Here is a 14,371-nt window from a genome sequence, read left to right on the forward strand (position 1 = left end):
CCGGTCTGGGACCCGGAGTGGAAGGTGGGATCATTCCGGGGGCAAGCGGGACGGGCGCGCCGGGAGGGGCAAAATGATTGACCTGGAAGAACGCGTGAACCGCATGTTCAATCCGGACCTGCGTCCCCCGGTCAGCGAGGCGCACCGCTGCTACGCCTCCGGCTCGGCCCGCGGCGCGATCGTCCTGAGGACGGGTGTCGCGCCGACCTCATCGCCAAGGCCCAGATCCTCCACGAGAGGGCGAGAACCACGCCAAGGACTTGTCGCCGATGTCGAGCGTGCGCAGGGCAGTGCAGAGTCCGAAGCGACTCCGATCATGCTCGCCCTGGAGAAGGCACTGCTCGACCCGGCGGAGAAGCTCGAACTGATCGACTTCACCCAGCGCAAGCAACTGGAGGATCTGCGACGACCGCCGCCCTGTGTGCGCACCCGTCCATACCTTTCCCGCGCAGGCACGAAGGCAACGCCCGGCTCTGGGACCTCAGCACCGGCCGCCACACCTTCACGGTCTCCTACCCGAGCCCGTCCCCCTCGCGATGGTTCAGAAGCTCCCGGTACCGCCCGGGCAGCCGCACACGATTGCCGGGTCGTGAAAGGCGGCAGACGACGGCGGGCGGGCCGAGCGGCCGGGGCTGCTCGGTCTGCCCGCCCTGCCGGTCTCAGTCCTCCGCCACGCGAATGATCGTGCGGCCGGGGACACGCTCGCGTGAGGCGAAGGCGTCGGGGGCCTCGGTCAGTGGGCGTACTGCGCCGACGCGTACCCGCAGCCGGCTGTCCCGCACGCGCTGGGTCAGGTCGGCGAGGCGGGCGCGGTCGGGTTCGACCACGAAGAAGACGGCTCGACCGTCGGCGGGGCGCACGGTGGGCTGGTGGGCGATGCTGACGACGGTGCCACCGGGTCGTACGAGGGCGGCCGAGCGGTCGAGGACGTCGCCGCCGACGACGTCGAACACGACGTCGACCTGGCCCGCCTCCTCCCACTTGTCGGCTTCCAGGTCCAGGAACGTGTGCGCGCCCAGTTCGAGGACCGTGTCCCGGTCGGCGGCCCGTCCCGTGCCGACCACGCGGGCGCCCACCTCGTGCGCGAGCTGGACGGCGATCGAGCCGACGCCGCCGGCGGCACCGTGGATCAGGACGGTCTGGCCGGTGATGAGGCGGCCGTGGTCGAACAGGCCCTGCCAGGCGGTCAGTCCGGAGATCGGCAGGGCTGCGGCCACCGTGTGGTCGATGTCGGCGGGGAGCGGGGCGAGGTTGCGGGCTTCCACGGCGACGTACTCGGCGAGCGAGCCGTCGCGGGTCCAGTCGGCCAGTCCGAAGACGCGCTGCCCGATGGTGAGGCCGGTCGTTCCGTACCCGAGTTCCGTCACCACCCCCGAGACCTCGTGGCCGGGCACGCTCGGGGTGCGGTCGCGGCCGGCGCGGTCGGTCCAGGTCGCGGGCCAGTCGAGCTCGCCCCGGGTGAAGCCTGCGGCGTGCACGCGCAGGATGACGTCGTTCTCGGCGGCATGGGGAGGGGGAAGCTCTTCGAGGGTCAGCCCCGTGACTCCGGCCTCGCGGTCCCGGACAGTAATGGCTCGCACGGGTGTTCCTTTCTCGGTGCAGGTTGGGCGATGAATTCGGGACGTCGGCCGATGTCGGTGTGCGGCCGCTCCCTTGCTTTCCTGGTCAGCGCGGCCAGGAAGCTTCGAGGACGCGCTCCACCATGGACGTGCGGCGATAACCGGGAACGAAGTGTTCCAGGACGTCCGCGTTGACGGTTCCGTAGGTGGTGTCCGGGCGGTCTTTGAGACCGTCGACGAATGCCTGCAGGAATTCCTTCTTGAAATCGCCTCGCGGATGCGCCGTGACGATCTCGTCCGTCCGGTCCCATTCCAGCTCTTCCAGCCCCCAGCCGATCGCGTCGGTCAGGACGCCGTAGTTCGTGGCAGCGACCTCGGGTTCCATCCGGCCCGGAATCCCAGGCGTCGTGTGCAGAGCGATCGCCCGCCAGACCACCTCGGCGGCGCCCGTCGAGAACCCGCGGTCCAGCAGGAACGTCCGCGCGTGGTCGGCGCCGTCCAGCTCGAATCGCTGCTGCGCGTCGCGGAACGGGATCAGAAGGCCCACGTCGTGGAACATCGCCGAGACGTAGAGCAGCTCGGGATCGGGCCGCAGGGCCCTGGCACGCGCGTGGAGGGAGGCGAAGAGAAACACCCGCCGCGAGTGGTGGAAGATCAGAGGATTGGTCCTCTCCCGCAGAAACTCCGTGGCCTCTGCGACGGCCGAGGTCCCGGGTACTTCCACCCCTGCGATGATGTCGGTCATGAAGTCCGCGCTTTCCGATGCGATGTACGACGAGTGGACTGTGCGCCCGTTCTCCACAGTGCCGACGATGCCGCCCGCGGCGCCGCCTCGGTCCGGCCATGACCCACTCGAATCCGGTCATCCCAGGGTGAGCCCGTGAGCTCCACGCCGCACCGCGTGGCGATCCTGGTCTACGACGGGGTCAAGCTGCTGGACGTCGTCGGCCCGGCCGAGGTTTTCGGGGAGGCGAATTTGCTGGGCGCCGACTACCGGATCACCCTGCTGTCGACGACGGGTGCCGACATCACCTCGTCGGTCGGCATGCGCATCGCCGTCGACGGCAGCGCCGCCACGCAGACGGCCCCCGACACGCTCCTGGTGCCGGGTGGGGCCATCTATCCCAGGACGCCGGTCACCCGCGACCTGGCTGAAGCGACGAGCAGCCTGGCGGCCCGTGCCGGCCGGGTCGCCTCCGTGTGCTCGGGTGCGTTCGTCCTCGGAGCGACAGGGCTGCTGGACGGCAGGCGGGCCACCACCCACTGGAAGATCGCCGGCGAACTCGCCGACCGGCACCCCAAAACCCGCGTCGAGCCGGACGCCATCTATGTGCGCGACGGCACGCTGTACACCTCGGCGGGCGTCACCGCAGGCATCGACCTCGCCCTCGCGCTCGTCGAGGAGGACCACGGCCCCGACGTCAGCCGGGAGGTGGCCCGTTCCCTGGTCGTCTATCTCCAGCGCGCGGGCGGCCAGTCACAGTTCTCCGCACCCCTGCAAGGCTCACCGCCCCGGTCACCCGCCCTGCGCAGAGTCGTCGACCTGGTCACCGCGGATCCCGCCGGCGACTACTCCCTCGCCGCCCTCGCCGGACGGCTCAACGTCAGTACCCGCCACCTCACCAGGCTGTTCCGGGATGAACTGGACACCACACCGGCCCGCTACATCGAGTCCATCCGCTTCGACATCGCGAAGTCGTTTCTCCACCAGGGGCACACCGCCACCCGGGCGGCAGCCATGGCCGGCTTCCCGAGCTACGAGAGCCTGCGCCGCGTCTTCACCCGGGAGCTGTCCATCAGCCCCGCGGCCTACCAGCGCCGATTCGCCACCGCCCGCCGCGAGCAGGCCAAATAGCGCGGCAAAGTGGGGCAACGCCCGGGCTAGGCAATTTCGTTTGGCTCAGCGGGCGGACCAGAGGAAGATGCCCGCGATGTGAAGTCCGGCGAGGTAGATGGTCGCGGTCTTGTCGTATCGGGTAGCGGGCCGCGCCACTGCTTCAGGCGGTTGATGCACCGCTCGACGGTGTTGCGCTGCTTGTATGCCTCGCGTCGAAGGCCGGTGGTCTGCCGCCCGCCTGTCTGCGCTGCCGCCGGTTGGCCTGCTGGTCGGCCCGTTCCGGGATCACTGCGCGGATGCCGCGTCTGCGCACACCCGACGACGTCGCTCAGGTGGCGGGCGCGCTCGTCTCCGGGCGCTTCCACCTCTACAACGGTGACCACCACAGTGAGTGGGAGCAGGCTGCGCAGGTGTGCGCCGCGATCGACACTTTCCGTCTCACTGTGGGGGCCCGCAGGGCGGGTTGACGAAGACACCCGCAGTAGCAGCGCTTCTACCCGTCGGGTTCGCGCCGAGGTGCGGCCGACGCACGCCGCAGCGAGCCCAGTCCCGATCAGCCATGCTCTCTGCCCACAGTGACGTGCCGAAGCATTGGGTATGTGTGACAGCAGACCAAATCTACCTAGAACGTGAGGCAGAGGCCAGAAACCGTACGCACCCCGCTCCTCAAAGGCGACGACTAGGGATCCCAGACAGGCACTGGCCCGGAACTAGGCACTGTCGCCAACAGAGCGCACCCGGGCAGCGTGTACACCAGGCATGATGTGCCGGTGGGACATCTTCCTGTCGACGTGCGTGCTTCGCTTAGGTTCTTCGCCTTCTACTTGGCCAACGGCACCATCGACGTCGACCTGCTCGACGGTTTTGACTACCGACCGGCTCTCTTCCAGTTCGGTTCGTCGTTGGAGCAGGTCTTCGCGATATATGGCAATGTGCTGGAAGTCGACGCGGACGGCGAGGTGCTGAACGACGGGCACGCGCAGTACCGTGCCGCACAGTGGATTCGCCGCTTTTGCGACCAAACTTACGAGGTCGAGCCGCCGTTCCAGGCTTGGGAGACTGAACTCCACGGTCCGTGAATGGGCGGGCAGCTAGAAGGCCGATGAACATCTTGGTGAGGGGCTGTCCGGCCGTCAGGCTGGACAGCCCCTCCGGTCATGTACCAGCTGGTGCGATGTGCCAGGTGCCGCTGGTGTGGGTGAGTCCGAGGTTGATCAGTCGGCGGAGGTTGAGGGCGGCGGCTCTGGTGTGGAGCCAGGTGTCGTTCTTGATGGTGCCGCGGTAGCGCAGGCGCCGGTTGCCGTGGTGGACGAGCCAGGCGACGGCGCGTTCGGCGGGGGGCCGCCAGCGGCGGTAGTCGGCCTGCCAGCCGGGGTCGGTGGCGGCCTGATGGCGGGCGGCTGTCTGGAGGTTGTGGTGGGGTCTGATGGTCAGGATGCGTCCGGCCTTGGCTTTGGTGCACCGCTTGCGCAGGTGGCATCCGGTGCATAACTGGTCGTTTCAGAATGTCAGCGTCGCCTGGTCCGCAAGGCGAAGCCGCCCGGGATTCCAATGACGGCGTTTGGGAGCGGGTGGGAGCAGCGTGGTCAGCCGCCCCTACTGGCCGTCAGGAACGGGATGAGCACGCACCCGGACGCCCTGTCGCCAAGATGGGGAAGGACGGGGTCCGCAGCCGAACTCACCGCGAAACGGTCAGCAGTCGGTAGGACGGGTTCGGTGGCGACGCCACTCACTCGGGGTGGTTCCGTAAGCGGTGCGGAAGCGCCGGGTGAAGTGGCTGGGGCTGGTGAAGCCGCACCGGGCTGCGACGGAGGAGACGGGTAGTGCGGCGTGACGGGGTGAGGACAGGAGCTGGCATGCCGCCTCCAGTCGCTCGGCGATGAGCCACTGTTCGAGCTGGATGCCCGCCCGTGCCAGCACCACGTAGAGCTGTCGTTTGGAGATGGCGTGCTCCGCGGCGATGCGTTCCGGCCCAAGATCGGGGTCGGTGAGGTGGCGCCGTGCGTAGGCCGTGATCTGGGTCGCCAGGGAGGTGCCCATGGCCTCTCTGACCTGTCGGTCTCGCTCGTCGTATGCCGCCGAGGTCAGCAGGGCTCGTACGAGGTCGGTGGTGGCGCTGGCGAGGGCGCCGGCCCCGGGGTCCGCTTCGAGACGGCCCGGGTCCCGGAACAGTGACCGCAAGTGCCCCAGCAGCAGGTCGTGCACGGGGCTGGCGCGAAGCTGTACGGAGGCCCGGATCACGGTCTCGACCGGCAGGCCGAGATGCTCCATGTCGATGGTGAGTGCCTGTGAGGCGCCGTATCCGGACCAGCCGTAGGTGCGTGGCGTGAGTTCGTGAAAGACGCAGATGTCCTGCGGCCCGAGGGTGTACCGGGTGCCCGCGTGTTCGGCGCGGTGGATGCCTTGGGTCTGGAGCGAGACCGACACTACGGGGCGGTCCCGGTGCTGGCGCACGTGCTTAGCCGTGCGGCGGACCTGGAGCCCGGAGCTTCGCATGTCGAAGAGGTCCAGGCCGCCCACTCGCCAGCCTTTGATGCGGGCGCTGATGCCCGTGTCGCATTCCTCATGGACGATCTCGTTCGGCACAGAGTTGTCCGTCATCGCATGGTGGAACGCGTCCGCCTTGTCGCGTGGCGCGAGGTCCTCCAGGTCCAGCAGCAGCACGAACCAGCCCTTCAGTGCGGTCTTCGGGTGCGGCGCGCTCATCCTCCCCGTGGCACCGGGCATCCGATTGCTTTCCCGTGCACGGGTCTGTTCCTGTCGTGCCCGCACGCCTGTGGAGCTCTGCGCCGAGAGGCAGCAGGCCAGCACGTACAGGCAACCGGGCCTCTCGCCTGGCCTCTAGCTTCGGTGTGCGCCGCCTGATCCGTGCGGCGTGCACCCTCGATCCGCAGAGAGGTCCGATCTGTGACTGACTACACTTTTGTGGCGCCGGTTCTGGAGCCGCAGGCCGCCGCCTTCGCCGAGGCGACCGGAACGCCGCCGTTCCTGTTCGATCTGGCGCCGACCGAGGGCCGTAAGGCCGTCGAGGAGGTGCAGTCCGGCGATGTCGAGCTGCCCGCGGTCGACGAAAAGTGGGTGACCGTCGAGGGCGGCCCGACTGGCGAGGTGCGCACCAGGATCGTGCGGCCCGTTGGCGCGCAGGGTGACCTGCCGGTGATCGTCTTCGTGCACGGCGCAGGCTGGGTCTTCGGCAGCGCCCACTCCCACGACCGGCTGGTGCGTGAACTGGTTGTCGGAACCGGTGCCGCGGTGGTCTTTCCCGAGTACGACCTTTCCCCGGAGCACCGCTACCCGGTCGCCGTCGAGCAGGTCTGGGCGGTGGCCCGCTGGGTCGTCACCGACGGTGGCGCGCACGGGCTGGACGCCGGCAGGGTCGCGGTGGCCGGCGACTCGGTCGGCGGCAACATGAGCGCAGTGCTGACCCTGCTCGCCAAGGAGCGCGGCGGCCTGTCGCTCGCCCACCAGGTGTTGTTCTACCCGGTGACCGACGCCAGCTTCGATACGGGTTCCTACCGGCAGTTCGCCGAGGGCTACTTCCTGCGGCGCGATGGCATGCAGTGGTTCTGGGACCAGTACACCACCGAGGACGACGAGCGCGCCGAGATCACCGCCTCCCCGCTGCGGGCCACCGTTGAGCAGCTCACCGGCCTGCCGCCGGCGCTGGTGATCACCGCGGAGGCGGATGTGCTGCGCGACGAGGGCGAGGCGTACGCCGCCAAGCTGCGGCAGGCCGGTGTCGAGGTGACTGCCGTCCGCGTTCAGGGCGTCATCCACGACTTCGTCCTGCTGAACGCGTTGCGTGGCACCCAGGGCGCGGAGGTGGCCATCGCGTTGGCCATCGCCACGCTGCGCAAGGCCCTAACCGCCCGCTGACACCCCCGGCCGCTGGCCGCGCCCGTGCCAAGCCCGAGGAAATTCCATCAGTGGCAGCACCCCAGAGGAATCCGCGGCCTCGGTCCGGCCTGCCGGAGGCCGCCATTATGAGCCTGATTTGCGCTGTTTGACCCGCATCACCCTGCGGCCCATCGCCTCGCCGATGCCGCTCGGCTTCTACACCGTGACCATCGCGTCGACCATCGTCGGCTGCCTCAGCTCGGCTTGTTCGAGGACGGTGCCGAGCGCGCCGTCGCTCTCACCATCCTTCCCGCGTTCTTCCTGCAGCTCTCGGTCGGGTTCCTGGCGTTTGGCGTTCGGGATGTCCCGGCGGCGACCCTGATGGCGTGCTTTTCTGGGATGTGGCTGGCCAGTTCGCTGGTCCTGGTCACCGCTCCGGCGGGCGGCGCCCGGGTGCTGGGCGTGCTGAACCTCTGCTTCGCCCTGCTCGCCCTGATGATGGCGAGCGTCGCCAAGCCCAAGCGTGCGCTGTGGCTGGTGCTGTGCACCGCCGTGCCGCGTTTCTCCGTGGCGGCGGCCGCCAACCTGACCGGCGTGCACTGGCTCCTCGATTTCTCCGGTGCGCTCGGCCTGCTGCTGGCCGTGGTCGCGACGTACGCCGCCTTCGCGCTGGTGCTGGAGGACATGCGCGGCCAGGAGGTGCTGCCGCTCGGTCGCAACGGCCCCGCTCGCCAAGCTGTCGACGGCGACCTGGCGGTCCAGTTGCGCAACCTCGAACGCCACGCGGGCGTCCGCCGCACTCTCTGAGCCCGTCACCGGGCCGACCGAGCAGCACGCGGCCGTGTCTGTGCCCGCGTCCCCTTGATGTGAGACCAGCGAGAGCGAGACTGCCATGTCCACGATGCCGGTCAGCGGCGTCACCCGCACCTGGGGCCGGCCAGCGCACCCCAGGCACCGCCGAGGTCCCCGTAACCCCCCGCCCGCGCACCATCCGAGGCTTCCCATGTCCCCGTACCCGAAAGGATTCTGCTGATGACCGGCCGTCCGCTGAGCCGACGCCACACTCTGAAGGGCGCCGTCGGTGCCGCCGCCCTCACCGTCGCCTCGGCCACCATGGCCCCGTCGGCCTCGGCGGCCGGCGGGCCCGGTGTCGAGGCCGATGGGACCGGAAAGGCGACCGTGGTCCTGGTCCACGGCGCGTTCGCCGACACCGCCAGCTGGAACCCCGTGACCGCTCGGCTCCAGGACCAGGGCTACACGGTGATCGGCGCGGCCAACCCTCTGCGCGGCCTAGCCCACGACGCCGCCCAGGTCGCGGCCCGGTTAGCCGCGATCACCGGACCCGTCGTCCTGGTCGGCCACTCCTACGGCGGCGCCGTCATCACCCAGGCCGCCGCCGGCGCGCCCAACGTCAAGGCCCTCGTCTACGTCTCCGCGTTCGTCCCCGACACCGGAGAGGTCCTCGGTGAACTCGCCGCCCGGTTCCCCGGCTCCCAGCTCGACGCCGCGCTCATCCCCGTCCCCGTCCCCGGGGCTGACGACACCACCGCCACCGACCTGTACATCCACCCCGACCGCTACCACGACGTCTTCGCCCAGGACGTTCCCCGTCACACCACCCGGGTGCTGGCCGCCGGGCAGCGCCCCCTCAGCGCCACTGCGTTCACCGATCGGGTCAGCGCCGGTGCCTGGCGCACCCTGCCGTCGTGGAACCTGATCTCCGCCCAGGACCGGGGCATCGTCCCCACCCTCCAGCGGTTCCAGGCCGCCCGGGCCCGCTCCCGGACCATTGAGGTGCCCACCTCCCACCTGCCGATGTACAGCATGCCCGACGCCGTCACCACCCTGATCCGCGCCGCCGCCCGCACCATCCGCCCCTGACCCCCTGCCACTCCCGAGGAGCTTCCCGTGCCGTTCCCCGAATCCACCGCATCCCCCGAATTCACCGCGTCCTACGGGCGTGACCTCGCCCAGGTCGAGACCGCCAACGCCACCGGCCGCATCCCCGTCGTCTTCATCCACGGCCTGTGGCTGCTGCCCGCCAGCTGGAACCGCTGGGCCACCGTCTTCGAGCAGGCCGGCTTCGCCCCGGTCCTGCCGGGCTGGCCCGACGATCCGAACACCGTCGAAGAGGCGCACGAGCACCCCGAGGTCTTCGCGGGCAAGAGCGTCGGGCAGGTGGCCGACCACTTCTGCGACCTCATCGGCCGTCTGAACCGCAAGCCGGTGGTGATCGGCCACTCCTTCGGCGGCCTGATCACGCAGATCGCCGCCGGACGCGGCCTGTCCCAGGCATCGGTGGCCATCGACCCGGCACCCTTCCGGGGCGTGCTCCCCCTGCCGCTGTCCTCCCTGCGCGCCGCGAGCGCGGTGCTCGGAAACCCGGCCAACTACCACCGGGCGGTGCCGCTGACCTTCGACCAGTTCCGCTTCGCCTTCGCCAACGCCGTCAGCGAAGAGGAGGCTCAGCAGTTGTACGGTACCTTCGCGGTAGCCGCCCCCGGCGAGCCGCTCTTCCAAGCCGCAGCAGCCAACCTCAACCCCTGGACCGAGGCGAAGGTCGACACCCACACGGCCAGCCGTGGACCCCTGCTGATCATCTCGGGCCAGAAGGACAACACCGTGCCCTGGGCGATCGCCAACGCCGCCTACAAGAAGCAAACGCAGAACGAGCACGCTGTCACCGAGATCACCGAAATCCCCGGCCGGGGCCACTCCCTGACCATCGACAGCGGCTGGCACGAGGTCGCCGATACTGCGCTCACCTTCATCCGTCGCTTCGTCGATCCCACCACCTGACACCCAAGATCGCAGCCGGACCACGCCGGGCCGCCACCCGGCCGACCGCCACCGCAGAGGGCCGCGAGCCGCGACCTCCGTGATCCCTGCGGCCACCCCAAGTCACGGGTTGAGAGCGCGCGGACTTCCACCGCTGCCAGCGTGCAGCGCCCGCCAGTCGCTGGGGGTGATTCCGAATGCGCGTTTGAAGGCGCGGCTGAAATGGGCGGCGTTCGGGAAGCCCCACCGGTACGCCACCGCCGCGATCGAGCGGTGCTCTGCCCTAGGGTCCGCCAGTTCCGCACGGCAGCGTTCGAGGCGCTGCGAGCGAACCCACTCGCCCAGGTGGACACCGTGTCGGGACAGGATCTTGTAAAGCTGCCGGAGCGAGACGTGGTGGTAGGCCGCGACACCTGCCGGCGTCAGGTCGTGATCACCGAGGTGTGCTCTGACGTAGTCCATGACTTGCAGATGCATGGTCTCGTCCGCAGCTTGGCACACTGTGCGGTGGTCGCCGAGCCGGGCCGCGATGAGCGCACGGAGCAGTTCGATGCACGGCCTGCCCGCTGCCTGGAAGTCATGCGCGGGAGACACTGCGGGCCGGGCCTGCTGGCGCGCGATCCGCCGCAGGCAGGCGGCGGTGAGATCGGTCAGCGGGTCCCGGCGACTGAACGGCACTGCGGTGGCCAGGTCCAGCAGCTTTGAGGGGAGGGAGAGTTCGGAGCGTGGGATGCGGAAGTAGTGCTGGTGGATCCCGTTCCTGTTCAGCAGCGTGTAGGGGCGGGTGGTGTCGTACAGCGCTAGGTCGCCGGGCCGCAGCACAGCCTCCCTGCCGTCCTGCACGACCACGCTGCTGCCGGTGACCTGCAACCCGACGAAAACGCTTGGTTCCATGTCGTCCCGGGTAAGGGCGGGAGTACGTCGAACGGCGGTGGCGTTGGCGCGTACCGAGCAGACGGTCAACGGTCCGACACGGCTGATCACCCCCGCAGTACGGATGAGCCGCGGGTCGGACTGGTGGGTGATCTCCACTCGTACCACGCTGCTCCAGATCACCTCGCGAATAGCCTCCACCCGCTCGCCAGGTGCCATGGCCATGCTGTCGATCAACATCTGCGGTCCCCTCCCCCCGGCGCCTCCCGGAAGGCTGGCGCCTAAGCACAGTGAAACGGGTGGCGACTCCGGGAACAAGGTACGGCCTTGATCGTCTCGGCGTGAGTGCGACCGCAGCGTCTGGCCGCGCCTGCACGCCGCCTTGCTGACGGAACATCGTCGCGCGGACTCGTTGGACCTGGACGACTGTGCCTTGGATGACTCCCGTCTCCGGGCACTCAAAGGGGTGGACCATGTCGGTCCCTCGACTGTCGACCGCGCCCGCCCCGGCTCCAAGCACCAGTTGATCGTCGACCGGCATGGAACCCCGCTCGCGTCACGCTCACTGGCGCCAACCGGCACGATGTCACCCAGATCCTGCCCCTGCCCCTGCCCCTGCTCGACGGCATCCCGCCCATCCGAGGTGGGGGCCGCGGCGCCCGCGCTGCGGGTGCCGGACTTCAATATGAGCTCTGTCAGTCAGGGCGTATCACCTCGTGGTCGGCTGTCGCTCGACCGCCGACAAGATCGCTCTAGGGCGTGTATCGAAAGTGGATCTTGCACATAAGGTGTCGGCATGTCGCTGAGTCACATAGCCCTCGCGTCCGGACGTTCGATCGAGCTCACCGAGCTACGAATGTCTTCGACCTATGGAGGGATGCTGGAGGGCTACCCGTGCAAGCCCATCAACGACATGAAGGTCAGGGGCCTCCAGCGGCAGGCTGAGCGTGGGTTTCCCTCCACGCCGGTCCATCTGGTTCACCCATCCCGCGAGTACCCGGACCAGACTGCTGGCGCCTTCGGCCCCGTTGAGGTGCTGCCTTCCGTGGCCTGCATCGGCGCCTTCCGCTCGACAGCGGTCGCCCCTGAACTCGACCCGGTGCTGCACCGTTCCGCTCTCACCGTTATCTGGTTCCAGACCGGCTTGGATGTCCCATCGGGCAAGGACGCAGACCCTGTGCTGCGCAGCATTCGCTGGGAGGAACTGGCCCAGGACTACGAGCTCTAGCGACCGTCCTGATCACAGCTACTCGTTGATGGCAGCGATCAGGACGGTCGCCTCGTGACGGACCGCCAGCTTGTCGTATCGCGTGCCGACGGCACGGTGCCTCTTGAGGCGATTGATCCCGCACTCGACTGCGTGACGCTCGCGGTAGTCGGCCGGGTCGAAATGCGGCGATCGGCCGCCGCTGGAGCCGAGCTTCTGGCGGTTGCGGGCCTGGTCAGCCTTGTCCGGGATCGTGCAGCGGGTCCCGCGGCGGCGCAGGTAAGCACGGTTTCTGCGGGAGGCGTAGGCCTTGTCGACACGCACCCGATGGGGACGGACACGTGGCCGGCCCGGCCCGATGCGGGGCACGCGGACTTTCTCCAGTACCGGTTCGAACTGCGGCGAGTCCCCTCGCTGCCCGGCCGTGATCACGATCGACATGGGCTTTTGGCCCTGCTCGACGGCCAGGTGCAGCTTGGTGGTGAACCCGCCGCGTGAGCGCCCCAGTCCGTGATCATGGGGCTCGGTGAAGACCCCGCCCGGCGGTCCCTTCTGCAGGTCGCCCTGCTTTCGAGCCCCGGCCGCATGCTGATGGGCGCGGCACACCGTGGAGTCGACGCTCAGGTCCCACGTGATCGCACCCTTCGCGTCGGCCAGGGACTGGAGTTGGATGAGGACCCGGTGCCCGGTTCCGTTCCGCTGCCACCGGCGGAAGAGGTCGTAGACCCGCCCCCACGGGCCGTAATCGACGGGGACGTCCCGCCATGGAACACCTGTCCGGACTCGAAAACGTATGCCGTCGATCAACTGCCGCCGGGACCAGACAGGTGGCCGCCCCGCCTTCATTCCCTTCGGCAGCAACGGCTCCAACACCGCCCACTGCTCGTCCGTGAGATCACCCCGACCCATGAGCAGTGATCATTCACAGCTCAAGATCCACTTTTGATACACGGCCTAGGAGATACGAGAACCGTGACGGACATCGTCGACGAGCTGAAGTGGCGTGGGCTGTTCGCCCTGTCCACTGACGAGGACGCTTTGCGCAAGGCGCTCGCGGACGGTCCCGTCACGTTCTATTGCGGTTTCGACCCGACCGCGGCCAGCCTGCACGTCGGCCACCTGGTGCAGGTCCTCACCATGCGCCGCCTCCAGCAGGCGGGCCTGCGCCCGCTGGCGCTGGTCGGCGGCGCCACGGGCCAGATCGGCGACGTGCGCCCGACGGCCGAGCACACGCTGAACGACCCGGAGACGGTCGCGAACTAGGTGAACCGCCTGCGCGGGCAGATCGAGCCGTTCTGTCCTTCGAGGGCGAGAACGCCGCGGTGATGGTGAACAACCTGGACAGGGCGGCCGGCATGTCGGCCATCGAGTTTCTGCGGGACATCGGCAAGCACTTCCGCGTCAACAAGATGCTGACCAAGGACTCGGTCGCCAGGCGGCTGCAGTCCGAAGAGGGCATCAGCTACACGGAGTTCAGTTACCAGCTGCTCCAGGGCATGGACTTCCTGGAGCTGTACCGGCGGTACGGCTGCACGCTCCAGCAGGGTGGCAGTGACCAGTGGGGCAATCTCACGGCGGGGCTCGACCTGATCCACCGGCTGGAGCCCGAGGCCTCGGTGCACTGTCTGGCGACGCCGCTGATGGTCAAGGCGGACGGCACCAAGTTCGGCAAGACCGAGGGCGGCGCCGTCTGGCTCGACCCGGAGATGACGACGCCGTACGCGCTCTACCAGTTCTGGCTGAACGTGGACGACCGCGACGTCTCGACGTACCTGAGCCTCCTGTCCCTCAAGTACTGCGAGCAGCTGGAGGCGTTGGAGCAGCAGACCGAGGAGCGGCCGCAGACCCGGGCCGCGCAGCGGGCGCTCGCCGAGGAGCTGACGACCCTGGTCCACGGCGCCGACCAGACGGCCGCCGTGATCGCCGCGAGCCGTGCGCTGTTCGGGCAGGGCGAGCTGGGTCCGGTGGTGGATCTGTTCGCCGAGGTCGGGCTCGTGGCCAGCAAGTCTGCCGCGCGGCGGACGGTGAAGGAGGGCAGGGCACTCGTGAACAACGTGAAGGTCACCGCCGAGGACGCGGTCGCCTCAAAGGACGAACTGCTGCAAGGGCGGTGTCTGGTGCTGCGGCGCGGGAAGAAGACCCTGGCCGCGGTCGAGGTCACTGGCGCGTAGAACGCCGTAGGGGCGCGGGGGGGCCCAAGACAATTGGGCGTCGCGCCCCGCGGGGGGCGGAACAGCATGAGGGGGGGGTGTGGGTTGAGGCCGTTGGCACGGGGTGGCC

Annotated in this window: 13 protein-coding genes and 4 pseudogenes; 10 read left to right on the forward strand and 7 right to left on the reverse strand. The window is 69.0% G+C overall.

The features are described 5' to 3' along the window. Positions 1-659: 659 nt before the first annotated feature. Together ACIP79_RS38605 and ACIP79_RS38610 are read right to left on the reverse strand one after the other, a co-directional pair. Positions 660-1,580, reverse strand: coding sequence for an NADP-dependent oxidoreductase (locus tag ACIP79_RS38605; RefSeq protein ID WP_401231634.1), 921 nt, complete (start codon positions 1,578-1,580; stop codon positions 660-662). Between the two features lie 85 nt (positions 1,581-1,665). Beyond that, on the reverse strand, positions 1,666-2,304 hold the full coding sequence (locus tag ACIP79_RS38610) for an HD domain-containing protein (protein WP_401231637.1): 639 nt from the start codon (positions 2,302-2,304) through the stop codon (positions 1,666-1,668). A gap of 135 nt (positions 2,305-2,439) precedes the next feature. On the opposite strand from ACIP79_RS38610, the gene ACIP79_RS38615 reads away from it, so the two are divergent. After that, the gene (locus tag ACIP79_RS38615) at positions 2,440-3,414 is read left to right on the forward strand and encodes a GlxA family transcriptional regulator (protein ID WP_401231640.1); all 975 of its coding nucleotides are present in this window, start codon (positions 2,440-2,442) and stop codon (positions 3,412-3,414) included. A gap of 45 nt (positions 3,415-3,459) precedes the next feature. Here the strand turns inward: ACIP79_RS38615 and ACIP79_RS38620 are convergent. Beyond that, positions 3,460-3,715: pseudogene (locus ACIP79_RS38620) on the reverse strand (IS5/IS1182 family transposase); the annotation flags it as partial. On the opposite strand from ACIP79_RS38620, the gene ACIP79_RS38625 reads away from it, so the two are divergent. Both ACIP79_RS38625 and ACIP79_RS38630 read left to right on the forward strand, forming a co-directional pair. Next, complete coding sequence (locus ACIP79_RS38625; RefSeq protein ID WP_401231642.1) at positions 3,693-3,863, forward strand: hypothetical protein; 171 nt, start codon at positions 3,693-3,695, stop codon at positions 3,861-3,863. The pseudogene ACIP79_RS38620 and the gene ACIP79_RS38625 overlap by 23 nt on opposite strands. Before the next feature lie 303 nt (positions 3,864-4,166). Further along, entirely contained in the window at positions 4,167-4,475 is a 309-nt protein-coding gene (locus tag ACIP79_RS38630; RefSeq protein ID WP_401231645.1) for a hypothetical protein, read from the forward strand. Between the two features lie 76 nt (positions 4,476-4,551). On the opposite strand, the pseudogene ACIP79_RS38635 reads toward ACIP79_RS38630, so the two are convergent. Both ACIP79_RS38635 and ACIP79_RS38640 read right to left on the reverse strand, forming a co-directional pair. Beyond that, positions 4,552-4,878: pseudogene (locus tag ACIP79_RS38635) on the reverse strand (transposase); the annotation flags it as partial. Positions 4,879-5,088: 210 nt separating this feature from the next. Next, positions 5,089-6,102, reverse strand: coding sequence for an AraC family transcriptional regulator (locus tag ACIP79_RS38640; protein ID WP_401231647.1), 1,014 nt, complete (start codon positions 6,100-6,102; stop codon positions 5,089-5,091). 201 nt (positions 6,103-6,303) lie between these two features. On the opposite strand from ACIP79_RS38640, the gene ACIP79_RS38645 reads away from it, so the two are divergent. The 4 genes from ACIP79_RS38645 to ACIP79_RS38660 all read left to right on the forward strand — a co-directional run bounded on the left by ACIP79_RS38645 (position 6,304) and on the right by ACIP79_RS38660 (position 10,032). After that, positions 6,304-7,272: an alpha/beta hydrolase gene (locus ACIP79_RS38645; RefSeq protein WP_401231650.1), complete on the forward strand. Its 969-nt coding sequence runs from the start codon at positions 6,304-6,306 to the stop codon at positions 7,270-7,272. Between the two features lie 225 nt (positions 7,273-7,497). After that, positions 7,498-8,040, forward strand: a complete 543-nt coding sequence (locus ACIP79_RS38650) for a hypothetical protein (RefSeq protein WP_401231653.1) — start codon at positions 7,498-7,500, stop codon at positions 8,038-8,040. A 225-nt stretch (positions 8,041-8,265) separates the two neighbouring features. Beyond that, on the forward strand, positions 8,266-9,114 hold the full coding sequence (locus ACIP79_RS38655; protein ID WP_401231655.1) for an alpha/beta fold hydrolase: 849 nt from the start codon (positions 8,266-8,268) through the stop codon (positions 9,112-9,114). A 27-nt stretch (positions 9,115-9,141) separates the two neighbouring features. Further along, positions 9,142-10,032, forward strand: a complete 891-nt coding sequence (locus ACIP79_RS38660; protein ID WP_401231658.1) for an alpha/beta hydrolase — start codon at positions 9,142-9,144, stop codon at positions 10,030-10,032. A gap of 102 nt (positions 10,033-10,134) precedes the next feature. On the opposite strand, the gene ACIP79_RS38665 is transcribed toward ACIP79_RS38660, so the two are convergent. Beyond that, on the reverse strand, positions 10,135-11,124 hold the full coding sequence (locus tag ACIP79_RS38665) for a helix-turn-helix domain-containing protein (RefSeq protein ID WP_401231661.1): 990 nt from the start codon (positions 11,122-11,124) through the stop codon (positions 10,135-10,137). 109 nt (positions 11,125-11,233) lie between these two features. On the opposite strand from ACIP79_RS38665, the pseudogene ACIP79_RS38670 reads away from it, so the two are divergent. Together ACIP79_RS38670 and ACIP79_RS38675 are read left to right on the forward strand one after the other, a co-directional pair. Next, positions 11,234-11,529 (forward strand): annotated as a pseudogene (locus tag ACIP79_RS38670) (transposase); the annotation flags it as partial. Between the two features lie 151 nt (positions 11,530-11,680). Next, positions 11,681-12,112 carry a hypothetical protein gene (locus ACIP79_RS38675; protein ID WP_401231663.1) on the forward strand — a complete coding sequence of 144 codons (432 nt, stop codon included), beginning with the start codon at positions 11,681-11,683 and terminating at the stop codon, positions 12,110-12,112. An 18-nt stretch (positions 12,113-12,130) separates the two neighbouring features. Here the strand turns inward: ACIP79_RS38675 and ACIP79_RS38680 are convergent, their stop codons facing one another. Next, a complete protein-coding gene (locus ACIP79_RS38680) occupies positions 12,131-13,000 on the reverse strand; it encodes an IS5 family transposase (RefSeq protein WP_401231665.1) in 870 nt (289 codons plus the stop codon). A gap of 63 nt (positions 13,001-13,063) precedes the next feature. On the opposite strand from ACIP79_RS38680, the pseudogene tyrS reads away from it, so the two are divergent. After that, positions 13,064-14,262, forward strand: a pseudogene (gene tyrS, locus ACIP79_RS38685) (tyrosine--tRNA ligase). The last annotated feature ends 109 nt before the right edge of the window (positions 14,263-14,371 follow it).

The sequence above is a fragment of the Streptomyces sp. NPDC088747 genome (assembly GCF_044751025.1).
Classification (GTDB): Bacteria; Actinomycetota; Actinomycetes; order Streptomycetales; family Streptomycetaceae; genus Streptomyces.

Coding starts and splice junctions, on each gene's coding strand:
- ACIP79_RS38610 (WP_401231637.1), bottom strand. CDS start 2,304: ATGACCGACATCATCGCAGGGGTGGAAGTACCCGGGACCTCGGCCGTC.
- ACIP79_RS38625 (WP_401231642.1), top strand. CDS start 3,693: ATGCCGCGTCTGCGCACACCCGACGACGTCGCTCAGGTGGCGGGCGCG.
- ACIP79_RS38640 (WP_401231647.1), bottom strand. CDS start 6,102: ATGAGCGCGCCGCACCCGAAGACCGCACTGAAGGGCTGGTTCGTGCTG.
- ACIP79_RS38655 (WP_401231655.1), top strand. CDS start 8,266: ATGACCGGCCGTCCGCTGAGCCGACGCCACACTCTGAAGGGCGCCGTC.
- ACIP79_RS38665 (WP_401231661.1), bottom strand. CDS start 11,124: ATGTTGATCGACAGCATGGCCATGGCACCTGGCGAGCGGGTGGAGGCT.
- ACIP79_RS38675 (WP_401231663.1), top strand. CDS start 11,681: ATGTCGCTGAGTCACATAGCCCTCGCGTCCGGACGTTCGATCGAGCTC.
- ACIP79_RS38680 (WP_401231665.1), bottom strand. CDS start 13,000: ATGGGTCGGGGTGATCTCACGGACGAGCAGTGGGCGGTGTTGGAGCCG.